General features: G+C 70.8%; 23 protein-coding genes. 15 read left to right on the top strand and 8 right to left on the bottom strand.

Features of this window, described 5'->3' with window-relative positions; genetic code table 11:
* The first annotated feature begins 8 nt into the window (after nucleotides 1-8).
* Nucleotides 9-452, top strand: a complete 444-nt coding sequence (locus AB3M90_RS01780) for a flagellar hook assembly protein FlgD (RefSeq protein ID WP_412949578.1) — start codon at nucleotides 9-11, stop codon at nucleotides 450-452.
* Nucleotides 453-477: 25 nt separating this feature from the next.
* Nucleotides 478-1,638, top strand: a complete 1,161-nt coding sequence (locus AB3M90_RS01775; protein ID WP_412949577.1) for a flagellar hook protein FlgE — start codon at nucleotides 478-480, stop codon at nucleotides 1,636-1,638.
* A 44-nt stretch (nucleotides 1,639-1,682) separates the two neighbouring features.
* Here the strand turns inward: AB3M90_RS01775 and AB3M90_RS01770 are convergent, their stop codons facing one another.
* The gene (locus tag AB3M90_RS01770; protein WP_412949575.1) at nucleotides 1,683-2,792 is read right to left on the bottom strand and encodes a Fic family protein; all 1,110 of its coding nucleotides are present in this window, start codon (nucleotides 2,790-2,792) and stop codon (nucleotides 1,683-1,685) included.
* A 317-nt stretch (nucleotides 2,793-3,109) separates the two neighbouring features.
* Between AB3M90_RS01770 and AB3M90_RS01765 the strand changes: the two genes are divergently transcribed.
* The 12 genes from AB3M90_RS01765 (at nucleotide 3,110) to csrA (ending at nucleotide 12,404) form a co-directional block, all read left to right on the top strand.
* Nucleotides 3,110-3,382: a flagellar FlbD family protein gene (locus AB3M90_RS01765; protein WP_412949574.1), complete on the top strand. Its 273-nt coding sequence runs from the start codon at nucleotides 3,110-3,112 to the stop codon at nucleotides 3,380-3,382.
* Entirely contained in the window at nucleotides 3,382-4,191 is an 810-nt protein-coding gene (locus tag AB3M90_RS01760) for a motility protein A (RefSeq protein ID WP_412949573.1), read from the top strand. The genes AB3M90_RS01765 and AB3M90_RS01760 overlap by 1 nt, the downstream gene beginning before the upstream one ends.
* Nucleotides 4,188-5,000: an OmpA/MotB family protein gene (locus AB3M90_RS01755; protein WP_412949572.1), complete on the top strand. Its 813-nt coding sequence runs from the start codon at nucleotides 4,188-4,190 to the stop codon at nucleotides 4,998-5,000. The genes AB3M90_RS01760 and AB3M90_RS01755 overlap by 4 nt, the downstream gene beginning before the upstream one ends.
* Nucleotides 5,001-5,067: 67 nt before the next feature.
* The gene (locus AB3M90_RS01750) at nucleotides 5,068-5,997 is read left to right on the top strand and encodes a flagellar motor switch protein FliM (protein ID WP_412949571.1); all 930 of its coding nucleotides are present in this window, start codon (nucleotides 5,068-5,070) and stop codon (nucleotides 5,995-5,997) included.
* On the top strand, nucleotides 5,994-6,653 hold the full coding sequence (gene fliN / locus AB3M90_RS01745) for a flagellar motor switch protein FliN (protein ID WP_412949570.1): 660 nt from the start codon (nucleotides 5,994-5,996) through the stop codon (nucleotides 6,651-6,653). Before AB3M90_RS01750 ends, fliN begins: the two co-directional genes overlap by 4 nt.
* 50 nt (nucleotides 6,654-6,703) lie before the next feature.
* Nucleotides 6,704-7,150 carry a FliO/MopB family protein gene (locus AB3M90_RS01740; protein WP_412949569.1) on the top strand — a complete coding sequence of 149 codons (447 nt, stop codon included), beginning with the start codon at nucleotides 6,704-6,706 and terminating at the stop codon, nucleotides 7,148-7,150.
* Nucleotides 7,147-7,959: a flagellar type III secretion system pore protein FliP gene (gene fliP / locus AB3M90_RS01735; RefSeq protein WP_412949568.1), complete on the top strand. Its 813-nt coding sequence runs from the start codon at nucleotides 7,147-7,149 to the stop codon at nucleotides 7,957-7,959. Before AB3M90_RS01740 ends, fliP begins: the two co-directional genes overlap by 4 nt.
* Entirely contained in the window at nucleotides 7,956-8,228 is a 273-nt protein-coding gene (gene fliQ / locus AB3M90_RS01730; protein ID WP_412949567.1) for a flagellar biosynthesis protein FliQ, read from the top strand. Before fliP ends, fliQ begins: the two co-directional genes overlap by 4 nt.
* A 4-nt stretch (nucleotides 8,229-8,232) precedes the next feature.
* Nucleotides 8,233-8,994 (top strand): flagellar biosynthetic protein FliR, encoded by a 762-nt coding sequence (locus AB3M90_RS01725; RefSeq protein WP_412949566.1) that lies wholly within the window; start codon nucleotides 8,233-8,235, stop codon nucleotides 8,992-8,994.
* The gene (locus AB3M90_RS01720) at nucleotides 8,991-10,082 is read left to right on the top strand and encodes an EscU/YscU/HrcU family type III secretion system export apparatus switch protein (RefSeq protein WP_412949565.1); all 1,092 of its coding nucleotides are present in this window, start codon (nucleotides 8,991-8,993) and stop codon (nucleotides 10,080-10,082) included. The genes AB3M90_RS01725 and AB3M90_RS01720 overlap by 4 nt, the downstream gene beginning before the upstream one ends.
* Nucleotides 10,079-12,148, top strand: a complete 2,070-nt coding sequence (locus AB3M90_RS01715) for a flagellar biosynthesis protein FlhA (protein ID WP_412949564.1) — start codon at nucleotides 10,079-10,081, stop codon at nucleotides 12,146-12,148. The genes AB3M90_RS01720 and AB3M90_RS01715 overlap by 4 nt, the downstream gene beginning before the upstream one ends.
* A 4-nt stretch (nucleotides 12,149-12,152) precedes the next feature.
* Nucleotides 12,153-12,404, top strand: a complete 252-nt coding sequence (gene csrA / locus AB3M90_RS01710) for a carbon storage regulator CsrA (RefSeq protein ID WP_412949563.1) — start codon at nucleotides 12,153-12,155, stop codon at nucleotides 12,402-12,404.
* Nucleotides 12,405-12,416: 12 nt separating this feature from the next.
* Here the strand turns inward: csrA and tsaB are convergent, their stop codons facing one another.
* The 7 genes from tsaB to AB3M90_RS01675 all read right to left on the bottom strand — a co-directional run bounded on the left by tsaB (nucleotide 12,417) and on the right by AB3M90_RS01675 (nucleotide 18,775).
* Nucleotides 12,417-13,034: a tRNA (adenosine(37)-N6)-threonylcarbamoyltransferase complex dimerization subunit type 1 TsaB gene (gene tsaB, locus AB3M90_RS01705; protein WP_412949562.1), complete on the bottom strand. Its 618-nt coding sequence runs from the start codon at nucleotides 13,032-13,034 to the stop codon at nucleotides 12,417-12,419.
* Nucleotides 13,031-14,230 carry a hypothetical protein gene (locus AB3M90_RS01700; protein WP_412949561.1) on the bottom strand — a complete coding sequence of 400 codons (1,200 nt, stop codon included), beginning with the start codon at nucleotides 14,228-14,230 and terminating at the stop codon, nucleotides 13,031-13,033. The genes tsaB and AB3M90_RS01700 overlap by 4 nt, the downstream gene beginning before the upstream one ends.
* Nucleotides 14,227-15,825 carry a sensor histidine kinase gene (locus AB3M90_RS01695; protein ID WP_412949560.1) on the bottom strand — a complete coding sequence of 533 codons (1,599 nt, stop codon included), beginning with the start codon at nucleotides 15,823-15,825 and terminating at the stop codon, nucleotides 14,227-14,229. The genes AB3M90_RS01700 and AB3M90_RS01695 overlap by 4 nt, the downstream gene beginning before the upstream one ends.
* 208 nt (nucleotides 15,826-16,033) lie before the next feature.
* Complete coding sequence (locus AB3M90_RS01690) at nucleotides 16,034-16,834, bottom strand: response regulator transcription factor (protein ID WP_412949559.1); 801 nt, start codon at nucleotides 16,832-16,834, stop codon at nucleotides 16,034-16,036.
* Complete coding sequence (gene tsaE, locus AB3M90_RS01685; protein ID WP_412949558.1) at nucleotides 16,831-17,316, bottom strand: tRNA (adenosine(37)-N6)-threonylcarbamoyltransferase complex ATPase subunit type 1 TsaE; 486 nt, start codon at nucleotides 17,314-17,316, stop codon at nucleotides 16,831-16,833. Before tsaE ends, AB3M90_RS01690 begins: the two co-directional genes overlap by 4 nt.
* Complete coding sequence (gene alr / locus AB3M90_RS01680; protein ID WP_412949557.1) at nucleotides 17,313-18,419, bottom strand: alanine racemase; 1,107 nt, start codon at nucleotides 18,417-18,419, stop codon at nucleotides 17,313-17,315. Before alr ends, tsaE begins: the two co-directional genes overlap by 4 nt.
* Nucleotides 18,416-18,775 (bottom strand): holo-ACP synthase, encoded by a 360-nt coding sequence (locus AB3M90_RS01675; protein ID WP_412949556.1) that lies wholly within the window; start codon nucleotides 18,773-18,775, stop codon nucleotides 18,416-18,418. The genes alr and AB3M90_RS01675 overlap by 4 nt, the downstream gene beginning before the upstream one ends.
* Before the next feature lie 219 nt (nucleotides 18,776-18,994).
* On the opposite strand from AB3M90_RS01675, the gene AB3M90_RS01670 reads away from it, so the two are divergent.
* A complete protein-coding gene (locus AB3M90_RS01670; protein ID WP_412949555.1) occupies nucleotides 18,995-19,825 on the top strand; it encodes a DUF559 domain-containing protein in 831 nt (276 codons plus the stop codon).
* Nucleotides 19,826-19,945 lie beyond the last annotated feature (120 nt).

Below are 19,945 nucleotides of genomic sequence, written 5' to 3'. Positions count from 1 at the left end.
ACCCCCGCATGACCACGGTCGACTCGATCACCGGCACCGTCCCTCCCAGCGGCCTGCAGGGCGGGAGCACCACCCCTGCGGCGGAGCGCAAGAAGACGCTCGACTCCGAGGTCTTCCTGAAGCTGCTCGTGACCCAGCTCACCAACCAGGACCCGAGCTCGCCCATGAACACCAACGAGATGATCGCCCAGACCACGCAGCTCGCCTCCATGGAACAGCTGACCGCGCTCGCCGCGACCAGCACCGAGAGCTTCGCGCTCAGCATGCGCCAGACCGCCGCGGCGCTCATCGGCCACGAGGCGCAGTACGTCGACGCCGACGGCGTCGCGCAGAAGGGGGTCGTCACCGCCGTGTCGTTCGCCGGCGCGGTGCCCTTGGTGACCATCGGCGACGCCTCGATCCCGCTCGACGAGGTCTCGGGCCTCACCCTCATCCCCCGTTCGCAGTCCTGATCCGTCTCTTCAGAAAGGCATCACCATGCTCCGCTCCCTGTTCGCCGGAATCTCGGGTCTGCGATCGCACCAGACCATGCTCGATGTCACCGGCAACAACATCGCCAACGTCAACACGACCGGCTTCAAGGCCTCGTCCGTGCAGTTCCAGGACTCGCTGTCGCAGCTGCTGCGCAACTCGATGCTCCCGCAGCAGGGCGTCGGCGGGCAGAACCCGGCCCAGGTCGGCCTCGGCGTGCAGGTCGCCGGCGTCAGCACGAACTTCGCCGCGGGGGCGCCCCAGCCCACCGGCGTTCCGACCGACCTGATGATCGCCGGCGACGGCTTCTTCATCGTGCGCTCCGGAGGCGAAACGCTGTACACGCGCAACGGCGGCTTCTCCTTCGACGCCAGCGGCCGGCTCGTGTCGGCCGACGGCGCACTGGTGCAGGGCTGGACCGCCCAGGACGGCGCCATCGTGCCGGGACAGGGCCTGGGCGACATCACCCTCCCGGTCGGGGCTCTGAGCCCGGCGACGGCGACCACGACGGCTCGCGTCACCGGCAACCTTCCTTCCGGCGCCGCCGTCGGCGACACGCTCGTGCGGGACATCAAGACGTACGACGCCGAGGGCGCGGCCACGACTCTGCGGCTCACCTTCACCCGCACCGCCACGGGCTGGGGCGTCTCTGACGGCGCGGGGGCGACGACGGCGCTCACCTTCGTCGACGGCGTGCAGACCGGCGGGGGCACCCTCGTCTCGGGCGGCATCACGGTCGACCTCAGCGCGGTCACCGGCTACGCCGACGTCAGCGACGTGGCGATCAAGGAGCAGAACGGCAAGCCCGCCGGCACGCTCAGCTCGTATGCCCTCACCAACGACGGCAGCCTCATGGGCACGTTCAGCAACGGCGACACCGAGGTTCTGGCCCGCGTGGCCCTGGCCGGCTTCGTCAACCCCGGAGGCCTCGAGAAGGTCGGTTCGTCGCAGTTCCGGCCGAGCGGCAACTCGGGTCAGGCGACGATCGGCTCGGCCGGTGTCGACGGCATGGGCGGCATCATCAGCGGTGCGCTCGAGATGTCGAACGTCGACCTCTCGCAGGAGTTCACCAACCTCATCGTCGCTCAGCGCGGATTCCAGGCGAATGCCCGCATCATCACCACCAGCGACGAGGTGCTCCAGGAGCTGACGAACCTGAAGCGCTGAGACGGCTCCGGGGGCGCCGCGCACGACGCGTTCGCCCCCGGGGGTCACGATCTCATCGCGGCCTGGATGCGGCGGTCGAGGTCGTCGAGCTCGGCGAGCAGCTCCGACGCGACCCAGACTCTGTCGCGCTTTCTTCCGGTGATCTCCTCGATGAAGCCGTGCTCGGCCAGCTGATCGATGGCACGGTACGCCTGCTGGGCGGATGTTCCCGAATAAGCCTCGATCTCGCGCGACGACATGACCGGATGGTCGTAGAAGGCGGGAATCAGAGCAGCGAGGGCCGATCCCCGTCGGGGCCGCAGCTCGCCGGCCCACTCCTGGGGCAGAGCCGTGATGCGGGCGATGGACTCGCGCGAACCGATCGCTGCCGCAGACGCCGACCGGGCGAAGAGATCGATCATCGGCACGGGGTCGCCTCGGCGGTAGTCGCCGAGCGCCGCGAAGTATCCCTCGCGCTCCGCCAGGAGGCCGCTCGCCAGCGGGATCACGGCATGGCGTGCGACGCCTCTTCTCCGGAGGACGGCCGACACGAGAGCACGCCCGATCCGTCCGTTGCCATCGGTGAAGGGGTGGATCGACTCGAATTGCGCGTGCCCGATCGCCGCCTGGACCATGACCGGGACGTCGTCTCGGTTGAGATAGCGGATGAGATCATCCATCAGGGCGGGAACCCGGGACGGGGCGGGAGGCACGTGCAAGGCCTCTCGCGGCGCGTGATCACTGCCTCCGATCCAGTTCTGCATATCGCGCAGCCGACCCGCGTGACGCGCCTCGAAAGGATCGTCCTCCATGAGAGCGCGATGCGCGGTGAGCAGGACGTCCGTCGTGAACGTCTCACGCGCTCCGACCTCGGTGACGAGGGCGTGCAGCGCCGTGCTCGCCGCCACCATGCTCATCGCGGACGGATTGGAGCGATTGCCGGCGAGTGCTCTGGCGTAGTCCGCAGCTGACGCGCTGATGCGTTCGATCTTCGACGAGGCGACCGACTCCGTGCGCAGCAGGAAGCGGCTGAGCGCCGCCGAACGCCCCCCGGCATCCGTGTCCGCCTGGGCGGCGGCGACAACGGCGCTCTCGCACATGACGAGGGTCGCGGCCGGAGCATCGAACTCGAGTTCGGCGATGAACGGCGGCACCGATGCGTCCACCGATGTCATCGTGCGATCGGCTCGGGTGCCGCCCCGTATCTGCTGGCGCCACGGGAGACTTTCGCTTCCGTGCGCAGGCCAACCGCGATCGGGGACACAAGTCGAATCGATGGCCATAACCCCGATTATGCCCCTCGTTATTCAGGTTTAGACACGTAAACCTGAATAACGGCCACGAAACCCGGGTTTCGCGCATCGGTCGGGCGGCCGCCCGCGCGTCTAACGCGGGCGGCCGCACGTCCGACAGTCCCCATCGACGGCCCAGGACGGGCCGTCGGCTCCCGGTCCCGTCAGGGCGGGGAGCGACGCTTCCAGGATGGAACCCCATGATCGTGCTCACGCGCCTGAACCGTTCGCGGTTCGCGGTGAACCCCGACCTGATCGAGCGTGTCCAGGCCACTCCGGACACGACGATCATCATGGTCGACGGCGCCACCTTCGTCGTCACGGAGACGATGGATGACGTGATCGCGCAGATCGTGCGGTTCCGCGCCGGGGTGCTGGCCACCGCGGCCCGCCTGGTCAAACGGACGGACGACGAGACGTCCGAGCCGCTCCCCGACGAGACCTCCGACCCGGTCCCCGAGGCGGAGCGCTGATGGACCCCTCGCTCATCCTCGGCCTGATCCTGGCCTTCGGCGCACTCGTCGCGATGATCAACATCGAGGGGGCGACCGTGGGGTCGCTGCTGCTGCCCGCGCCGATGGTGCTCGTCTTCGGCGCGACCATCGCCGTGGGCCTGGCCAGCGGCACCCTGCGCGATGCGCTGCACGCCGTGAAGGCGCTGCCCCGCGCCTTCCGCGGCGAGCGCCGCACGGCTCGCAGCACGATAGACACGGTCGTCGGCTACGCCGAGAAGGCGCGTTCGGAGGGCCTGCTCGCGCTCGAACAGGGCCTGGTCGACGAGAAGGACCCCTTCCTGCGTCAGGCGCTGCAGAGCATCGCCGACGGCACGGATGCCGAGGAGCTGCGCACCCTGCTCGAAGACGAGCTGACCTCGACCGCCGCGCGCAACCGCACGGCCTCCCGCTTCTACATGACGCTCGGCGGCTTCGCGCCGACGGTCGGCATCATCGGCACCGTCGTCTCGCTCACCCACGTGCTCGAGAAGCTCGACAAGCCCGACACCCTGGGGCCGATGATCGCCGCCGCCTTCGTGGCGACGCTGTGGGGCCTCCTCTCGGCGAACTTCATCTGGCTGCCGATCGGCGGGCGGCTCCAGCGCCTCGGCGAGCTCGAGCTGGAGCGCATGACGGTTCTCATGGAGGGGATGCTGGCCGTGCAGGCCGGCGCTCCTCCCCAGTTCGTCCGTGAGCGGCTCCAGGCCCTGGTGGCCGATCGTCCGTCGGCCCGATCCGAACGCCGGGGCACGCGCGCCCCGGCCGACGACGAGGAGCCGCTGCTGTGAGCGTGCGGGCACGCCGGAGGGTGCCGCACGACGAGCACAGCGGGCCGGACGAGAGGTGGATGGCGTCGTACCTCGACATGGTCACCGTCCTGATGTGCATGTTCATCGTGCTGTTCGCCATGTCGACCGTCGACCAGGAGAAGTTCCAGGCGCTGAGCGCGTCGCTCGCGACGGGATTCGGTCAGAAGCCGTCCGAAGAGGTCGACGTCTCGTCGGGAGTCGTGGTTCCCCCCGAGCTCGTCGACGACGAGGGCGAGGACTTCGCCGACATCGAGCACGCCGCCGCGCAGACCGAGTTCGATGAGCTGTCGGCCCTCCGCGAGCGACTGCGTCAGGTGCTCGCCGAACGCGGTCTCGAGGCCGACGTGACGTTCACCATCGACGAGCGCGGCCTCACCATCGGTCTCGTCAGCGCCGAGACGTTCTTCCAGACGAACAGCACCGAGCTGAGTCCCGTCGCCGTCCTCGTGCTCGATGCGCTCGGATCGGTGCTGGTCACCGCTCCGAACGAGATCTCCGTCGAGGGCCACGCCGACGTCCGCGGGTCCGCGGCCCCGTTCCCGACCAACTGGGAGCTCTCCGCCGGGCGTTCGACGCAGGTTCTGCGTCATCTGGTCGAGAAATCGGGCCTGCCCCCGGTGCGCCTCAAGTCGGTGGGGTTCGGCGACACACGACCGTTCGCCGAAGGCGACAGCCCCGAGGCGCTCGCCCAGAACCGACGGGTCGACATCGTCGTCCTGTCCGACGCCGAGGAGGAGGTGCGCGCACTCATCCCCGGAACCGCTGCGGCGCAGCAGCCGTCCTCCTGACCCCGAGCACCGCGCTCCGTGTGCGGCCCGCCTAACGGGTGCCGATCACCGCCCGATAGTCGAGTTCGTGATCATCGAGGCCAGTGCCCGCTCCGCGGTGACTGCGGCGACGCCGGCGAACGCCGGCGTCGAGGTGTACGACTTCGGACGTTCGGCGACCCTGTCGCGCGAGCACGCGCGCGCCCTCGAGCTGGCGTTCGAGACGTTCTCCCGGCAGTGGTCGGCGCAGCTCTCGGGCAAGATCCACGTGCGCGCGACGATCGCCGTGGAGCACGTCGGGATGCTGACCTACGGCGAGTACGCCCAGTCCCTGCCCTCGACGACCGCGATGATCGTCTGCGCGCTGCCGGAGTCCGACGAGCGCCTCATCGTGCAGGTGCCCTCCTCGACCGCGGCATCCTGGATCGTGCAGATGGTCGGCGGCCGCTCGGCCACCGCCCTCGAGGAGCGGACGTTCACCCCCATCGAGCAGGCCCTCATCCACTCGCTCGTGCTCGACGCGATCGAGCACCTCACGGCTGCGCTCGACGGGATCCTCCCGACGGGCATCACCGTGGCGGGAATCCAGTACAGCCCCCAGTTCGCGCAGGTCGCCGCCTCGGCCGAGCCCGTCGTCGTCGCGCGGCTGTCGATGCGTCTCGCCGGGCGCACCGTGCCGGCGAGCGTCATGCTGCCGGCATCCGTCCTCTCCGGCTTCGCGGTGCGCACCTCGCCGGCCGATCGGGCCGCCACCCCGGGCCTGGTGCGCCGTCAGGTCGAAGCCGCCCCCGTCGACCTCTCGCTGCGCCTCGCATCCCGGTCGATCCTGCCGCAGGACGTGCTCGAGCTCGCCATCGGCGACGTGGTCGCCTTCCCGCATTCGGCCGATCGCCCGCTCATCCTCGCCCTCGACGATCAGACCGTCGCCACGGCCGCCGTCGGAAGCGCCGGCGCCCGACTGGCCTGCGTCATCACCACCGTCGTCCCCGATCCCGCCCCCGCCGAGGAGTCCGCGTGACAAGCACCACGACCTACGAATCCGCCGTCGCCGCCGCCTTTGCGGCGCGGCTTCCCACCGCCGCCCCCGTGCACGCCCGCGCGTCGCAGGTGTCGGGCGACACCGGCGAGGCCGTCGTCGTGCAGTTCGTGGGCGAGGCCGGCGCTCAGCTGGCGGTGCAGCTGCTCGACCCCGACGCCCTCATCGACGGCCTCGCAGACGCCCCTCTCGCCGACCGCCTGCGCGATGCGCTCGAGGCATCGGTGAGCCCGCTCGGCTCCGGCGTCCTCGGCGAGGCGACGACCGGCGACGCCTCAGCGCTCTTCGCCGATCCGCTCACGCAGCTCTTCGACCTGCAGGACCACGACGACCGCACCATCGGCCGGCTCGCGGTGCGCATCGTCCGCGGTCCGGCCGCCGCGTCGACGTCGTCACGACGGCTGCACCGCATCGCCGGCGTCGAGATGGAGCTGACGGTGGAGATCGGACGCACGCGGATGGCCGTGCGCGACGTGCTCGACCTGGAGCCCGGACGCATCGTCGAGCTCGACCGGTCGGCCGGAGCGCCGGCCGACGTGAAGCTCAACGGACGCGTCATCGCGCACGGCGAGGTCGTCGTCGTCGATCAGGACTACGCGGTGCGGATCACCCGCATCCTCGAGAACGTCGAGGTCTGATCCTGGACGATCTCCTGCTCGCCCTGCGCGTCGCGCTCTCGTTGGCGGCGGTGCTCGGTCTGCTGTGGTTCCTCCAGCGCCGCGTGGCGGGAAAGGCCGCCCGACGCCGCGAGAACGACGCGATCACGGTCCTCGGCCGCCAGAGCCTCGGCATGAAGGCACAACTGGTCGTGGTGCAGACCGACGACCACCGCTACGTGCTCGGCGTCACCGAGCACGGCGTGGCCGTCGTCGATCGACTTCCCCTCCCTCGCACAGCCGCGCCCGACGACCCGCTGCCGAGCCTCCCGGCGATCGGCGACCGCGGCGCCACGGAGTTCGACCGCATCGTCGCGGCATCCGTCCTCGCCGAGTCCGACGCAGCGCCGCTCCGACGCACACGGAGCGCCGAGGCGCCGCGACTGCGCGAGCGGCACCGCAACGACCCCCTGCGCGGCTCGATCCTCTCCCCCGACACCTGGCGGCAGACCGCCGAGGTCATCCGGCGCGCCCGATGACGCGAGCCCGCACCGTCGGCGACGGACCACGGCGACGACGCGTCGTGCTGATCGTCGTCGGCACCCTGGCGCTGGCGGCGGTGTGGATGCTGCTCGCGAGCACGCCGGCGCACGCCGAGGTCGCCCCCGACGACTCCGGCGGAGGAGTGACGATCGACATCGACGGTGCCGGCGGCCCTTCGGGCTCGATCCTCACCCTGCTGGGCATCACCCTGCTGTCGGTGGCCCCCGCGCTGCTGCTGATGATGTCGTCGTTCACGAAGATCTTCGTGGTGCTGGCGATGACACGGAACGCCCTGTCGCTGCCGACGATCCCCCCGAACCAGGTCCTGGCAGGGCTCTCGCTGTTCCTGTCGCTGTTCATCATGTGGCCGGTGCTCGCCGAGATCAACACGATCGCCGTGCAGCCGTACATCGACGGGACCCTGACCTTCGCGCAGGCGGTCGAGGTCGGCCAGGCGCCGCTGCACGAGTGGATGCTCCGGTTCACCCGCGAGGAGGACCTCGCGCTCATGACGCGGATGGCCGGCCAGGACAACCCCGCCGATGCGGCGAGCGTGCCGCTGTACACCCTCATCCCGGCGTTCATGATCTCCGAGCTGCGGGCGGCGTTCATCATCGGCTTCGTCATCTTCGTGCCGTTCCTGGTGATCGACCTGGTCGTGGCCGCGGCGCTGATGTCGATGGGCATGATGATGCTCCCGCCGGTGATGATCTCGCTGCCGTTCAAGATCCTGCTGTTCATCCTCGTCGACGGCTGGGGACTGATCATCCGCGCCCTCGTGGAGAGCTACGGAGGCGTCGGATGAATCCCGAGGCGGTCCTCGACATCGGCGCCCAGGGTCTGCTCATCGCGGCCAAGCTGGCCGCTCCGCTCCTGGTGACGGCGCTGGTCGTCGGCTTCGCGATCTCGCTGCTGCAGTCGATCACGCAGGTGCAGGAGGTGACGCTGTCGTTCGTGCCGAAGATCGTCGCCGTCGGGATCGCCCTGCTCATCGCGGGCAACTGGATGATCGCCGAGATCATCGCCTTCACGAACGAGATGTTCGCCCGCATCCCGGACCTTCTGAGCGGGTGACCCGGTGTACATCCCGATCGATTTCGCCTGGCTCGAGGCGACCCTGCTCGCCGCGGTGCGGATCACGGCGTTCATCGTGATCGCGCCGCCGTTCTCCTACGGCGCGATCCCGGTGCGCGTGAAGGCCATGCTCGCCATCGGCCTCTCCCTCGCCGTCGGCACCGCCGTCGCGCCCGGCTATCAGAACCTCGACACGGGGCCCTTCCTCGGCACGCTGGTGCTCCAGCTCGTGACCGGCGCGCTGCTCGGCTTCCTCGTGCTCGTGTGCTTCTCGGCGCTGCAGGCCGCGGGCAGTCTCATCGATGTCTTCGGCGGCTTCCAGCTCGCCCAGGCGTTCGATCCGCACTCCCTGGTCAACGGCGCCCAGTTCACGCGGCTGTTCCACATCACCGCCCTCACGCTGCTCGTGGCCTCGGGCGGCTACCAGCTGATCCTCGCGGGGCTCGCCCGAAGCTTCGACGCGGTGCCGGTCGACGGTGTCTTCGCCACCGCCGCCCCGGCCGAGCTCCTCGTCGACGGCGTCTCGCAGATGGTGCTCGCCGCCGTGCAGATCGCCGGACCCCTCGTGCTCGTGCTGTTCCTCGCCGATGCCGGTCTCGGTCTCATCACGCGGGTCGCTCCCGCATTGAACGCGTTCGCGATGGGCTTCCCGGTGAAGATCCTGCTGACGCTCCTGCTGGCCGGGGCCGTCTTCGTCGCCCTCCCCGGCATCGTCGACGCCCTCGCCTCTCAGGCCCTCCGGCTCATGCAGGGGGTGACGCCGTGAGCGGTACCGACACCGGCGAGCGCAGCGAGAAGGCGACCGACAAGCACCTCCGCGAGGCGCGTCGGAAGGGTCGCCTCTCGCGCAGCCAGGACCTCACGGCGTGGCTCGGCATCGGAGCGGCCGCGGTCGCGGCTCCCGCCGCCATCTCGCTCGGCACGGCCGCGGGCACGGAGCAGCTCATCTCGATCCCCTCGATCGTGCAGGCCCCGTCCCCCGAGGCGGCGCTCGGCCTGCTGGCGCGTGGACTCGCCTCGATCCTCCCCACCCTGGCGATGATGCTCGCGGCGGTCGCCGTCATCACGCTCGTGGGCGCGACGGTGCAGGGCGGTGTGCATCTGCGCGGCCTCACCGGTCGATTCGAGCAGTTCAACCTCGTCACCGGCATCCGGCGCGTGTTCGGCATGCAGGCGCTGTGGGAGGGCGCCAAGGCCCTGCTGAAGACCGCGGCGATCGGGATCGCCCTCTGGATCGTCATCGCCGGCATCATGCCGACGCTGCTGGCGAGCGGTGCGCATTCCGTCGCGCGTCTGCTCGGCACGGCCGCCGAAGGCACCGCCGCGCTCCTGCAGACGGCGATCGCGGTCGGCCTGATCCTCGCGGCGATAGACCTGTTCGTGGTGATGCGCCGCAACCGAAAGCACACCCGGATGACCAAGCGCGAAGTGCGTGACGAGAGCAAGAACTCCGAGGGCGACCCGCTCATCCGGCAGCAGCGCCGGTCGCGACAGCTCGCCATGGGCCGCAACCGCATGATCGCCGCGGTGGCCGGGTCGGACGTGGTGCTGGTCAACCCGACGCACATCGCCGTCGCCCTCCGGTACGAGGTGGGCCGTTCGGCTCCGAAGGTCGTCGCGAAGGGCAGCGGCGTGATCGCCGAGCGCATCCGCGAGCGCGCGACCGAGGCGGGCGTGCCGATGGTGCGCGACATCGGCCTTGCGCGCGCCCTGCATGCCGCGTGCGAGCTCGGCCAGGAGATCCCCGAAGACCTCTACGACGCCGTGGCCCGCGTGCTCGTGTTCGTCGACGCCCTGCGCCGGCGCGGAGCCGCGCGCGGCATCCATTCGCTTCCCTACCGGAGGACCGCATGAGACAGCTGCTCACCAGGCTGATGGTGCCGATCGGAGTCGTCGGCATCATCATGCTGCTCGTCGTGCCCGTGCCGCCGTTCCTGCTCGACCTGCTCATCATCCTGAACATCATGTTCGCGCTGGTGATCCTGCTCACCTCGATGTTCGTGAAGAAGCCCCTCGACTTCTCGGTGTTCCCGTCACTGCTGCTGGTGGCGACGCTGTTCCGACTGGGGCTGAACGTCGCGTCCACACGCCTCGTGCTCGGCGAGGCCTACGCGGGCCAGGTGATCGAGGCGTTCGGCGCGATCGCCGTCGGGGGCTCCCTCGTCATCGGAGCCGTCGTCTTCCTCATCCTCGTCGTCATCCAGTTCGTCGTCGTCACCAAGGGCGCCGAACGCGTCGCCGAGGTCGGCGCGCGCTTCACCCTCGACGCCATGCCGGGCAAGCAGATGGCCATCGACGCCGATCTCAACGCGGGTCTCATCAGCGATGCCGAGGCGCGCGAACGGCGCGCCGAGGTGGCTGCCGAGGCCGACTTCTACGGGGCCATGGACGGCGCGTCGAAGTTCGTCAAGGGCGACGCGATCGCCGGTCTCGTCATCATCATCATCAACCTCATCGGCGGGATCGCGATCGGTCTCCTGCAGCACGGCATGGACATCGACGAGGCGGTGGGCACGTACAGCCTCCTCACCATCGGCGACGGCCTGGTCACCCAGATCCCCGCCCTGCTGATGGCCGTCTCGACCGGCATGATCGTGACCCGCTCCACGGCGGAGGCGGAGATGGGCACGGCCGCCTCGGCACAGCTGGGCCAGTCGCGCAACGCCCTGCTCATCGCGGGGTGCGCGGCGATCGTCATGTCGCTCATCCCGCACATGCCGATGCTGCCGTTCGTCGCCATCGGCGCTCTCCTTCTCTTCATCGCCCAGCGCATCGGGTCGCGACAGGCGCGGGAGCAGGCCCTCGCGGCACGCACGCCCGCACCCGCCCCGGTCGACGAGCCGGAGGAACTGATCGAGCGCATGCGAGTGCACCCGCTCGAGATCCTCCTCGCGCCCGACGTCGTCGACCTGGTCACCGGCGGCCCCGACGACCTGCTGTCGCGCGTGAAGGCGCTCCGCCGGCGCATCGCCCTCGACCTGGGCCTGGTGACGCCGCCCGTGCGCACGCGCGACAGCATCGAGCTGCCCCAGGCCACCTACGTGATCCGCATCGGCGGTGTCGAGGCCGGTCGTGGCACCGCCCCCGCCGGCTCGGTGCTGGCCCTCGGACAGGGCCTGGAGAGCCTTCCCGGAACCACCGCCGTCGATCCCGTCTTCGGACTCGAGGGCAAGTGGATCCCGATGGAGATGCGCCACACCGCCGAGTTCGCGGGCGCGACGGTGATCGATCGGGCGAGCGTGATCATCACGCACCTGTCGAGCGTGATCCAGTCGCACGCCGCGCGCCTGCTCAGCCGGGAGGACGTCCGTCAGCTCACCGACGCGCTCAAGCAGGTGTCGCCGTCGGCGGTCGAGGAGCTCACGCCGGCCCTGCTGTCGCTCGCCGAGGTGCAGCGCGTGCTTCAGGGTCTGCTCTCGGAGCGGGTGCCGATCAACGACCTCAGCCGTATCTACGAGGCGCTCGCCCTGCGCGCGCGGGTGTCGACCGACCCCGAGGGGCTCATCGAGGCGGCCCGCGCGGCGCTCGGTCCCGCCATCGCCGCACGCTTCGCCGAGGCCGGCACGCTGCGGGTCGTCATGATCAACCCGCTGTTGGAGCAGGCGATGCTCGAGAACCTGCGCCCGAGCGACGAGGGATCCCAGATCGTGTTCGACCCGCAGCGCATGGAAGGCGTCGTCGAGTCGGTGAAGCAGACGGTGGCGGCGGTCGGCGACGGCGGCGAGCCGGTGCTGGTGTGCGCGCCGTCGCTGCGCCCCGCCGTCCGGCGGATGGTCTCGGCCCAGACCGACGGGCTGCCCGTGCTCTCGTACTCCGAGGCGACCGCGGCGTCGCTGGCGATCGAGACGATCGGCGTGGTCCGCGACGCTCCGCCGGTGCAGGCCGCGGTGGGTCCGGCTCCGGCCGCACCAGTAGGCTGATCGCATGCTGGTGTTGACGAGGCGGATCGGCGAGAGCGTGCGCATCGACGGCGAGATCGAGGTCACGCTGCTCGACATCAAGGGAGACAGCGTCCGCATCGGCGTGAAGGCCCCGCGCGAGACGCGCATCCAGCGCACCGAGATCATCGACGCGGTCGTCGCCGAGAACGTGTCGGCGGTCGCCGAGACGGATGCCGCCGCCGAGGGCGCGATCGCGGCCGCACTCGCCCGTGGCCGCGAGTCGCGCGAGACCTGATCGAGCGGGTCGTCAGGCCCCGACCTTCTTGGGCGCTCCCGGCAGCGAGACGTCGGGGTGACGCAGATAGAGCGGCTCCTCGCCTGCGAGCGTGCGGCCGGCGGCGACCGCGCGTGCGCCGACCCGCGCCAGGTCGGCACCCGACAGCGTGGTGACGTCGAGACGACGGATGCCGGCGAGGTGCGCATCGGCGTCGGCCGCGCGCACGAGGACCGTCTCGTCGCGCACGACGGGGATGCCGGCGGCATCCGCACCGTCGAACACGGTGATCGCGACCTCACGCCGTCGGGCGTCGGTCACGATGGCGAACGGGGCGTCCGAGCGGCCGATTGCTCCCAGCGCGGCCCCGAGGTGGCTCGGCACGGCGACGACGGGCACACCGCGGCCGCGCGCGAACGCCCGTGCCGCCGCGATGCCGATCCGCAGCCCGGTGAACGGGCCGGGGCCCATGCCGGCGACCACGTGGGTGATGCGGTCGTCGCCCGCGGCGGCCGAGACCTCGGCGAGCGCGTCGCCGATCACCTCGGCGTGGCCGAGCGGATCGGTCGTCGTGACCTCGGCCCTGGTCGAGCCGTCGGCATCGATGAGTGCGACGGTGGTTCCCAGGGAGGTGTCGACGGCGAGGATCACCTCTCCAGGGTAGTCGTGCGCGCCGACGACGATCCGTCGGCCGGCATCGCGTCGACGCCGGGGCCGTCGGCCGCCGTGGCGCGCTTCCACCGGTCGCCGCCGTCGGCGCGGGCGCGGACGGCGGCCTCTCCTGCGGCGGCGACGAGCACGTCGTAGTCGTAGCCGACGGTCGACACCGTCGCCCAGCCGATGCTGGCGGAGGCGCGGATGCCGTCGAACGAGCTGTCGCGTTCCAGGGACGAGATGCGGTTCAGGATGTCGCGGATGTGATGCTGAACCGCCTCGTCGCCGCCTCGGACGATCGCGATCGCGCGCGCATCGCCGACGCGGTGCGCGTCGGCCGCGGCGGGAAGGGCCTCCTCGATGTCCTGATGGAAGCGCTTGACGATGAGCGCGTACGCCGACCCGGTCGAGGCCTCGCGGAGGTCGGCGGGATCGTCGAGCCGGATGTCAAGGATCGACCAGCTCAGCTCGTTCTGCGCCTCGGCCTTGCGGAGCCGCTGCGCTGCGCGCTGGGCGGCGTCGTCGGCGCGCCCGGCGGACGGATGCGGAGCACGCACCATGAGCACGAGGGTGAAGGCCGCGCAGGTGCTCACCACCACGGTCCCCACGGCGTTCATGCCGCGCAGCGCGGCCAGCTGCGCCTCCGACCCCGCACCGCCGCTGATGATCGCGAGCACGCCGGTCACGACCGCGACGACGACGAAGCCGCACGAGGCGAGCGCGAGCGGCAGGACGACGTCGAGCGAGACGGGCTGCCGGCGCAGCAGCTCGTATGCGATGAGGGCCGCGAAGACACCGGCGCCGAGGAACACGACGTGGAAGGCCGGCAGGTACCACACGGTTCCCGAGGCCAGCACCAGCAGGCACGGCACGAGCACGGCGAACGCGACCGCGAGCCAGACCGGAGCCCTCCGGCCGAGGTGGAAGCGCAGGCCGAGCCAGACCAGCGGCTCGAAGCCCAGCAGGATGCCGGATGCCGCGGCGCGGAGGACAGCCCTGTCCATCTGATGCCCGGCGAGCCACAGGTAGGCGCCGAGCACGCCGAGGCTGAAGGCCGTCCCCCAGACGATGGTGGCCCGGCTCGGGCGCGCGAGGGTGGCGAGGCCGAGGACCAGCGCCGCCAGGACGGTGACGACGGCGACCATGCTCGTCACGATGTCGACGTTGACGGGCGCCAGGGCTGCGGTGATCACGCGGGGATGTCCTTCACTCGATGCGGGGGGAATCGCAGCACGACGGTGGTTCCGATGCCGACGTCGCTGCTGACCTCGATGCTGCCCTCATGGGCCTCGACGATGTCGCGCGCGATGCCCATGCCGAGGCCCGTGCCGGCGACTCCGGCGAGCACGGCGCGGTTCGTGCGGAAATAGGGCTCGAACAGGCGCGGCAGCTCGTCCGCCGAGATGCCCGTGCCGGTGTCGCTCACGCTGAGCACGGCCTGTCGGTCCTCGGCCCAGCCGAGGTTCGCGGTGATGCGACCGCCGGCCGGGGTGTACTTGACGGCGTTGCTGAGCAGGTTGTCGATCACCTGGCGAAGGCGGAACGCGTCACCGTAGATGACCAGGCTCGGCGAGCCGCCGACCTCGAGCTCCTGTCGGCTGCCGGAGACGAGCGGGGCGTAGGATGCCGCGGACGCCTCGAGCACCTGACGAAGGTCCACAGGCTCGAACGGCTCCTCCGGGGCCCGGCGTGTGGCATCCAGGGTGCTGGCGACGAGGTCCTCCATCCGCTCGCCCGCGTTGGCGATGACCTCGAGCTGCGCTGAGACGCGGGCCGGCAGGTCGTCGCGCTCGAGGAGCAGGTCGACGTGACCGATGATGGTGGTCAGCGGGTTGCGCAGCTCGTGCGAGACCACCGCGGCGAGGGCCCGGCGCTCCTCGGCCGCCTCGCGGAGTTCGGTGACGTCGTCGATGATGACGAGCACGACGCGCTGACCCTCGGCTGCGCTGGCCATGGCCTGGGTGCTCACCTGCAGGGCCCTCCACCGCCCCCGGCTGTCGAACAGCCAGACGCCTTCGTCGTCGAGCTGCTCGCCGCGGGCGGCACGGGCGATCGTCGTCCGGTCGTGCGGCACCGCGGTGCCGCGCCGGCGGTCGTACTCGACGGCCGATGAGGGCAGCGCTTCGCCGAAGCGGTCGCGTCCGTACAGCGCGCGATAGGCGTCGTTCATCTGCAGGATGCGGCCGTCCTCGGCCACCACGACGAGGGCGGTGCCGAGGGCGTCGATGATCTGCGTGACCCGGCGCTGGTTGGTCTCGGCGCGGGACGCCGCCCGGTTCACCTGCTCGGAGCGGCGCTCGAGAAGGCGTCGGGCGGCACGCGAGCGCCGGGATCCGACGCGCACGGTCACGCCGAGGAAGCTGAGGGTGATGGTGACCGTGAGCACGCGCAGCAGCACATCGGCCGGCGCACCGGTCTGCTCGGCGAACCCGACGAGACAGGCGCTGCTGAGAGCGACGCCGGCGAGCACCCACGGCATGCTGAAGTACGTGGCGAGCCACGTGACGGGGAACACCCACAGCAGACCGAGCCTGATGTCGGGCGCGTTGGTGGTCAGACCGACGGCGAGCACGTCGAGGAGCGGCAGGGCGACGACGGCGTGGCGGGACAGCCGGTGCCACGGCACGAGAAGGGCGATCAGGGTGGCGATCACCGCGAGACCGAGCCCGGCGACGAAGAGCGGCAGCGCCAGGGTCTGCGGCTTGAAGGCGGCGACCATCACCACGATCGCGACGAGGCTGCCGGTGAAGACGAGTTGCCAGCGCCAGATCGAGACCGTGCGGATCATGAGCCCCGCCCTCCGGTCGATCCTCAGCTTTGACGCAAGATTACTCAAAGATCGCGCATCTGTGCTCTTCAGGCGACCGCTCCGCCCTACCATCATGTGTGGGGGCCGAATCTGCGACTGGGGTTTCGCAGACGCTGGGGCCACGCGAGTGGGGATTCGCAGGCGCTGAGGCCGCGGCTGGGGAGCCGCGGCCTCGACTCCAGTGTTCTCACGACGGATCGTCGTCGGGTGTGAGCCGGTAGCCCACGCCCCGGACCGTCTCGACGTAGCGCGGCTTCGACGAACTGTCGCCGAGCTTCCTCCGCAGATTCGCGATGTGCGTCTCGATCGCCCGTTTGTCCGGCTCGCTGACGTGCCCGCCGCCGCCCGGCCCGCCGCCGCGCAGGCCGAGCGCCAGGTCGGTCTTGCTGCAGACCTTCCGCTTCGACTCGAGCAGCATGGCCAGCAGCTCGAACTCGGTCGGCGTCAGATCGATCCGGCGCTTCCCCGCGAGCACGACCCGCGTGTCGAGGTCGAGACTGAGATCGCGGTGGACGCGTCCTCGCCAGGTGAGGACGGTCGGCCCGGCGGTCGAGCCGTTCGCCGTGTCGAGCGGCATCCGCGGCGCCGCAGGCCGGGGGTCGGCGGCCCGGGGTCGGCGCAGCAGCGCCTCGATGCGCGCGCGGAGCTCGCGCGGCCGGAAGGGCTTGACGAGGTACTCGTCGGCACCCGACGTCAGCCCCAGCACCACGTCCGACTCGTCGGCGAGCGCCGACAGCATGATGATGAACGTCGAACTGATGCGGCGGATGCGACGGGCCACCTCGAAGCCGTCGATGCCCGGCAGATTGATGTCGAGGGTGGTGATCACCGGGCGGCGGGCCTCGACCGCGGCCAAGCCCTCCGGTCCGGACTCGGCGAGGAACGTCTCGAAGCCGGCGGCGCTGAAGACCTCGTCCAGCAGGGCGCGCACGCCGGAGTCGTCTTCGATGATCACCGCGACGAGTCCGTCCGTCGATGTGTCGGTCATGACTCCCCCTTCCGCGCGATCGTGACGACCCGGGGGGCGTCGGAGTCGAGGTTCTCCGGGTCGGCTTCGTCGATCGTCCCCACGGGACGCTGCAGCTCGATGTCCCACCAGGCACCGGCCAGCTCCTCGGCCATCCCGCGCCCCCACTCGACGACGACCACCGATCGATCGAGGTCGAGGTCGAGGTCGTCGAGCTCGTCGGCCGATCCGAGCCGGTACGCGTCGACGTGCACGAGCGGCGCCCGGCCGACGAGGGAGGGGTGCGTGCGGGCGATGACGAACGTGGGGCTCTGCACGGGGCCGCGCACGCCCAGTCCCTCGCCGAGACCGCGCGTGAACGTGGTCTTGCCCGCCCCGAGCGGCCCCGTGAGGATCAGCAGATCTCCGGCCTCGAGCTGCTCGCCGACGCGGAATCCGAGCTGCTCCATCGACGCCGCCGTCGCGATCTCGTGCCGGCCGAGGAACGCCGGATCGACGCTCACGACGCCCGCCTCGGCACGCGGTTCCCGATGCGGGTGACGATCTCGTAGTTGATGGTGCCCGCGGCATCCGCCCAGTCATCCGCCGAGGGCAGGCCCAGCGTCGGATCGCCGAACAGCACCACCTCGTCGCCGGTCGAGACCGGGGCATCGCCGACGTCGACGACGAACTGGTCCATGGCGACCCGGCCGACGTTGCGGAACCGTCGTCCCGCGATCGAGACCGGCAGCCTGCCGGAGCCGCTGCGCGGCACCCCGTCGGCGTACCCCAGCGGGATGAGCGCCAGGGTCGTGTCGGTCTCAGCGCGGTGGTCGTACCCGTACGACACGCCCGCCCCCGCCGGCACCCGGCGCACGGCGGCGACCGATCCCCGCAGGGTCATGGCCGGTCGCAGCCCGAGCGCGGCCGAACGGCGGTCGTCGAAGGGCGAGAGCCCGTAGAGCCCGATGCCGATGCGCACGGCGTCGAGTCGCGTCTCGGGCAGGTCGATCGCGGCGGCCGTGGCGGCGATGTGACGGATCTCCGGACGGATGCCGAACGATGCCGCAGCCGCGACCCCCTCGTCGAACAGCGCCAGCGCCGCGCGGTCGTCGTCCGGGGAGGTGTTGGAGAGGTGGCTGAACAGCCCGGTGATGCGGAGGCGACCGATCCGTTCGAGCCGCGCGGCCTCGGCCAGCACCCGGCCCCAATCCGCGGGAGCCACGCCGTTGCGCGACAGCCCGGTCTCGAGCTTCAGGTGCACGCTCACCGGACGATCGAGCATCGCGGCGGCCGCTGCAGCTTGGAGCTGGTCGAACGACGAGATACCGAGCTCGACGTTCTGCGCCGCCGCCTCGGCGAAGCGCTCCCCCGGTGCGTGCAGCCACGCCACGATCGGCGCGTGCACGCCCTGCCGGCGCAGATCGATCGCCTCGGCGATCTCGGCCACTCCGAGGCGGGTGGCTCCGCCCGACAGTGCGGCGACGGCAGCCGCGGCCGCACCGTGCCCGTAGGCGTTCGCCTTGACGACGGCGATGATCTCGGTGCCGGTGAGCCGACGGAGGTGCCGCACGTTGTCGGCGATCGCGTCGAGATCGATGGTGGCCTCGCGGAACGGGACGGTCACAGCGGAGCCCCCTCGGCGACGACGAACGCCGCGGCGAGACCGGCGTCGTGGGTGAGGCTCAGGTGGAGCGAGACGATGTCGCGCTCCTCGATGACCGCCGCCGTCGAGCCGGCCAGCACGAAGTGAGGACGCCCCGATGACTCGGAGGCGATCTCGATCTCGGTCCAGTGCACGCCGTCGGAGCCTCCGAGCGCCTTGATCAGCGCTTCCTTGGCCGCGTAGCGGGCGGCCAAGGAGGGAAGGCGCAGGTCGCGCTCCGACGGGGCGAAGAGTCGCTCGCGCAGCCGCGGCGTCCGCTGCATGGTCCGCTCGAACCGCGCGATGTCGACGACGTCGATGCCGGTCCCGATGATCACCGTCTCAGCCTACCGAGCATGGGTGCGGAGCCGGCAGTCCCGCGTCTTCGTCGGTCGGGATCACAGGTGCAGGTCGAGATGGCCGGAACCGGCCTGCACGTGTGATCTCGACCTGCAGACGGCCGAACTTCGTCTCTGCACATCGCCCTCTTCGCTGAGATCCATCCACATTCTGCCCCGAGATGCCCGCGTTGGGCCTCGAGGTCGGATGCTCGACGCATGATGGATCCTGCCTACCTCCTCGAACGACTCGGAGGCGTCGCCCGCGGACGAACGCTCCAGGAATACGGATGCTCGCGAACCGATCTCGCGGAGTCGGCGAGAGCAGGCGGGATCAGGCGCCTCCGGCAAGGGGTGTTCGCGCTGCCTTCTGCGGATGCCGGCGTCGTCAGGGCCGCGCAGCACGGCGGCGCTCTCACCTGCGCGGCAGCGCTTCGCGCCCACGGGGTCTGGGTCCTGCCCGAGACCGACGGCCGCGTGCACGTGTGGCTGGGGCGGAGCGGACGGAGCCACGAGCACCCCGAGTGCTCGTGCACGACCCACTACTCGCCCGGATCGGCCGGCCTCGGACTCGCTCCCGTCGCCGTCTGCCTGATCCACGCGTACCGCTGCCTCGGCGAGGAGGCATTCTTCGCCGCGTACGAGTCCGCATGGAACCGACGGCTCATCGGAGCTCACGACCGCGCGCGGATCCGACGCGAGCTTCCCCGAGCGGCCGGTTGGCTGCTCGATCTCGCGCGGCCCGATGCGCAGAGCGGGCTCGAATCCCTGCTCCGTCTGCGGCTGCATCTTCTCGGCATCCGGCTCGAGTGCCAGGTGGCCCTGCCCGGGGTGGGCCGGGTCGACTTCGTCGTGGGCGGGCGGGTCATCCTCGAGGCCGACGGCGAGGAGAACCATGGTCGCGGAAGGCGGCATGCCGACCTGAGACGGGATGCCGCGGCATCCGCCCTCGGCTACGAGACCCTGCGCTTCGACTACTCCATGATCGTCCACGACTGGGCGACCGTGGTCGCGGCGATCCTCCCCGCCCTCGGCAGGTCGCGCTCGTGAACGGGCGTCGGCCGCAGAGCGCAGGTCGAGATCACAACTGCAGGTCCAACACACGCCGTTCGACCTGCAGGTGTGAAATCGACCTGCAGACGGATGCCGGGGCGGCCGATGGCCGGCCCG

It is taken from the genome of Microbacterium martis, assembly GCF_047246685.1.
In the GTDB taxonomy this organism is placed as follows: Bacteria; Actinomycetota; Actinomycetes; order Actinomycetales; family Microbacteriaceae; genus Microbacterium.
Note: the sequence above shows the minus strand (reverse complement) of the source record. Positions and strands in the feature narration are given on the sequence as shown.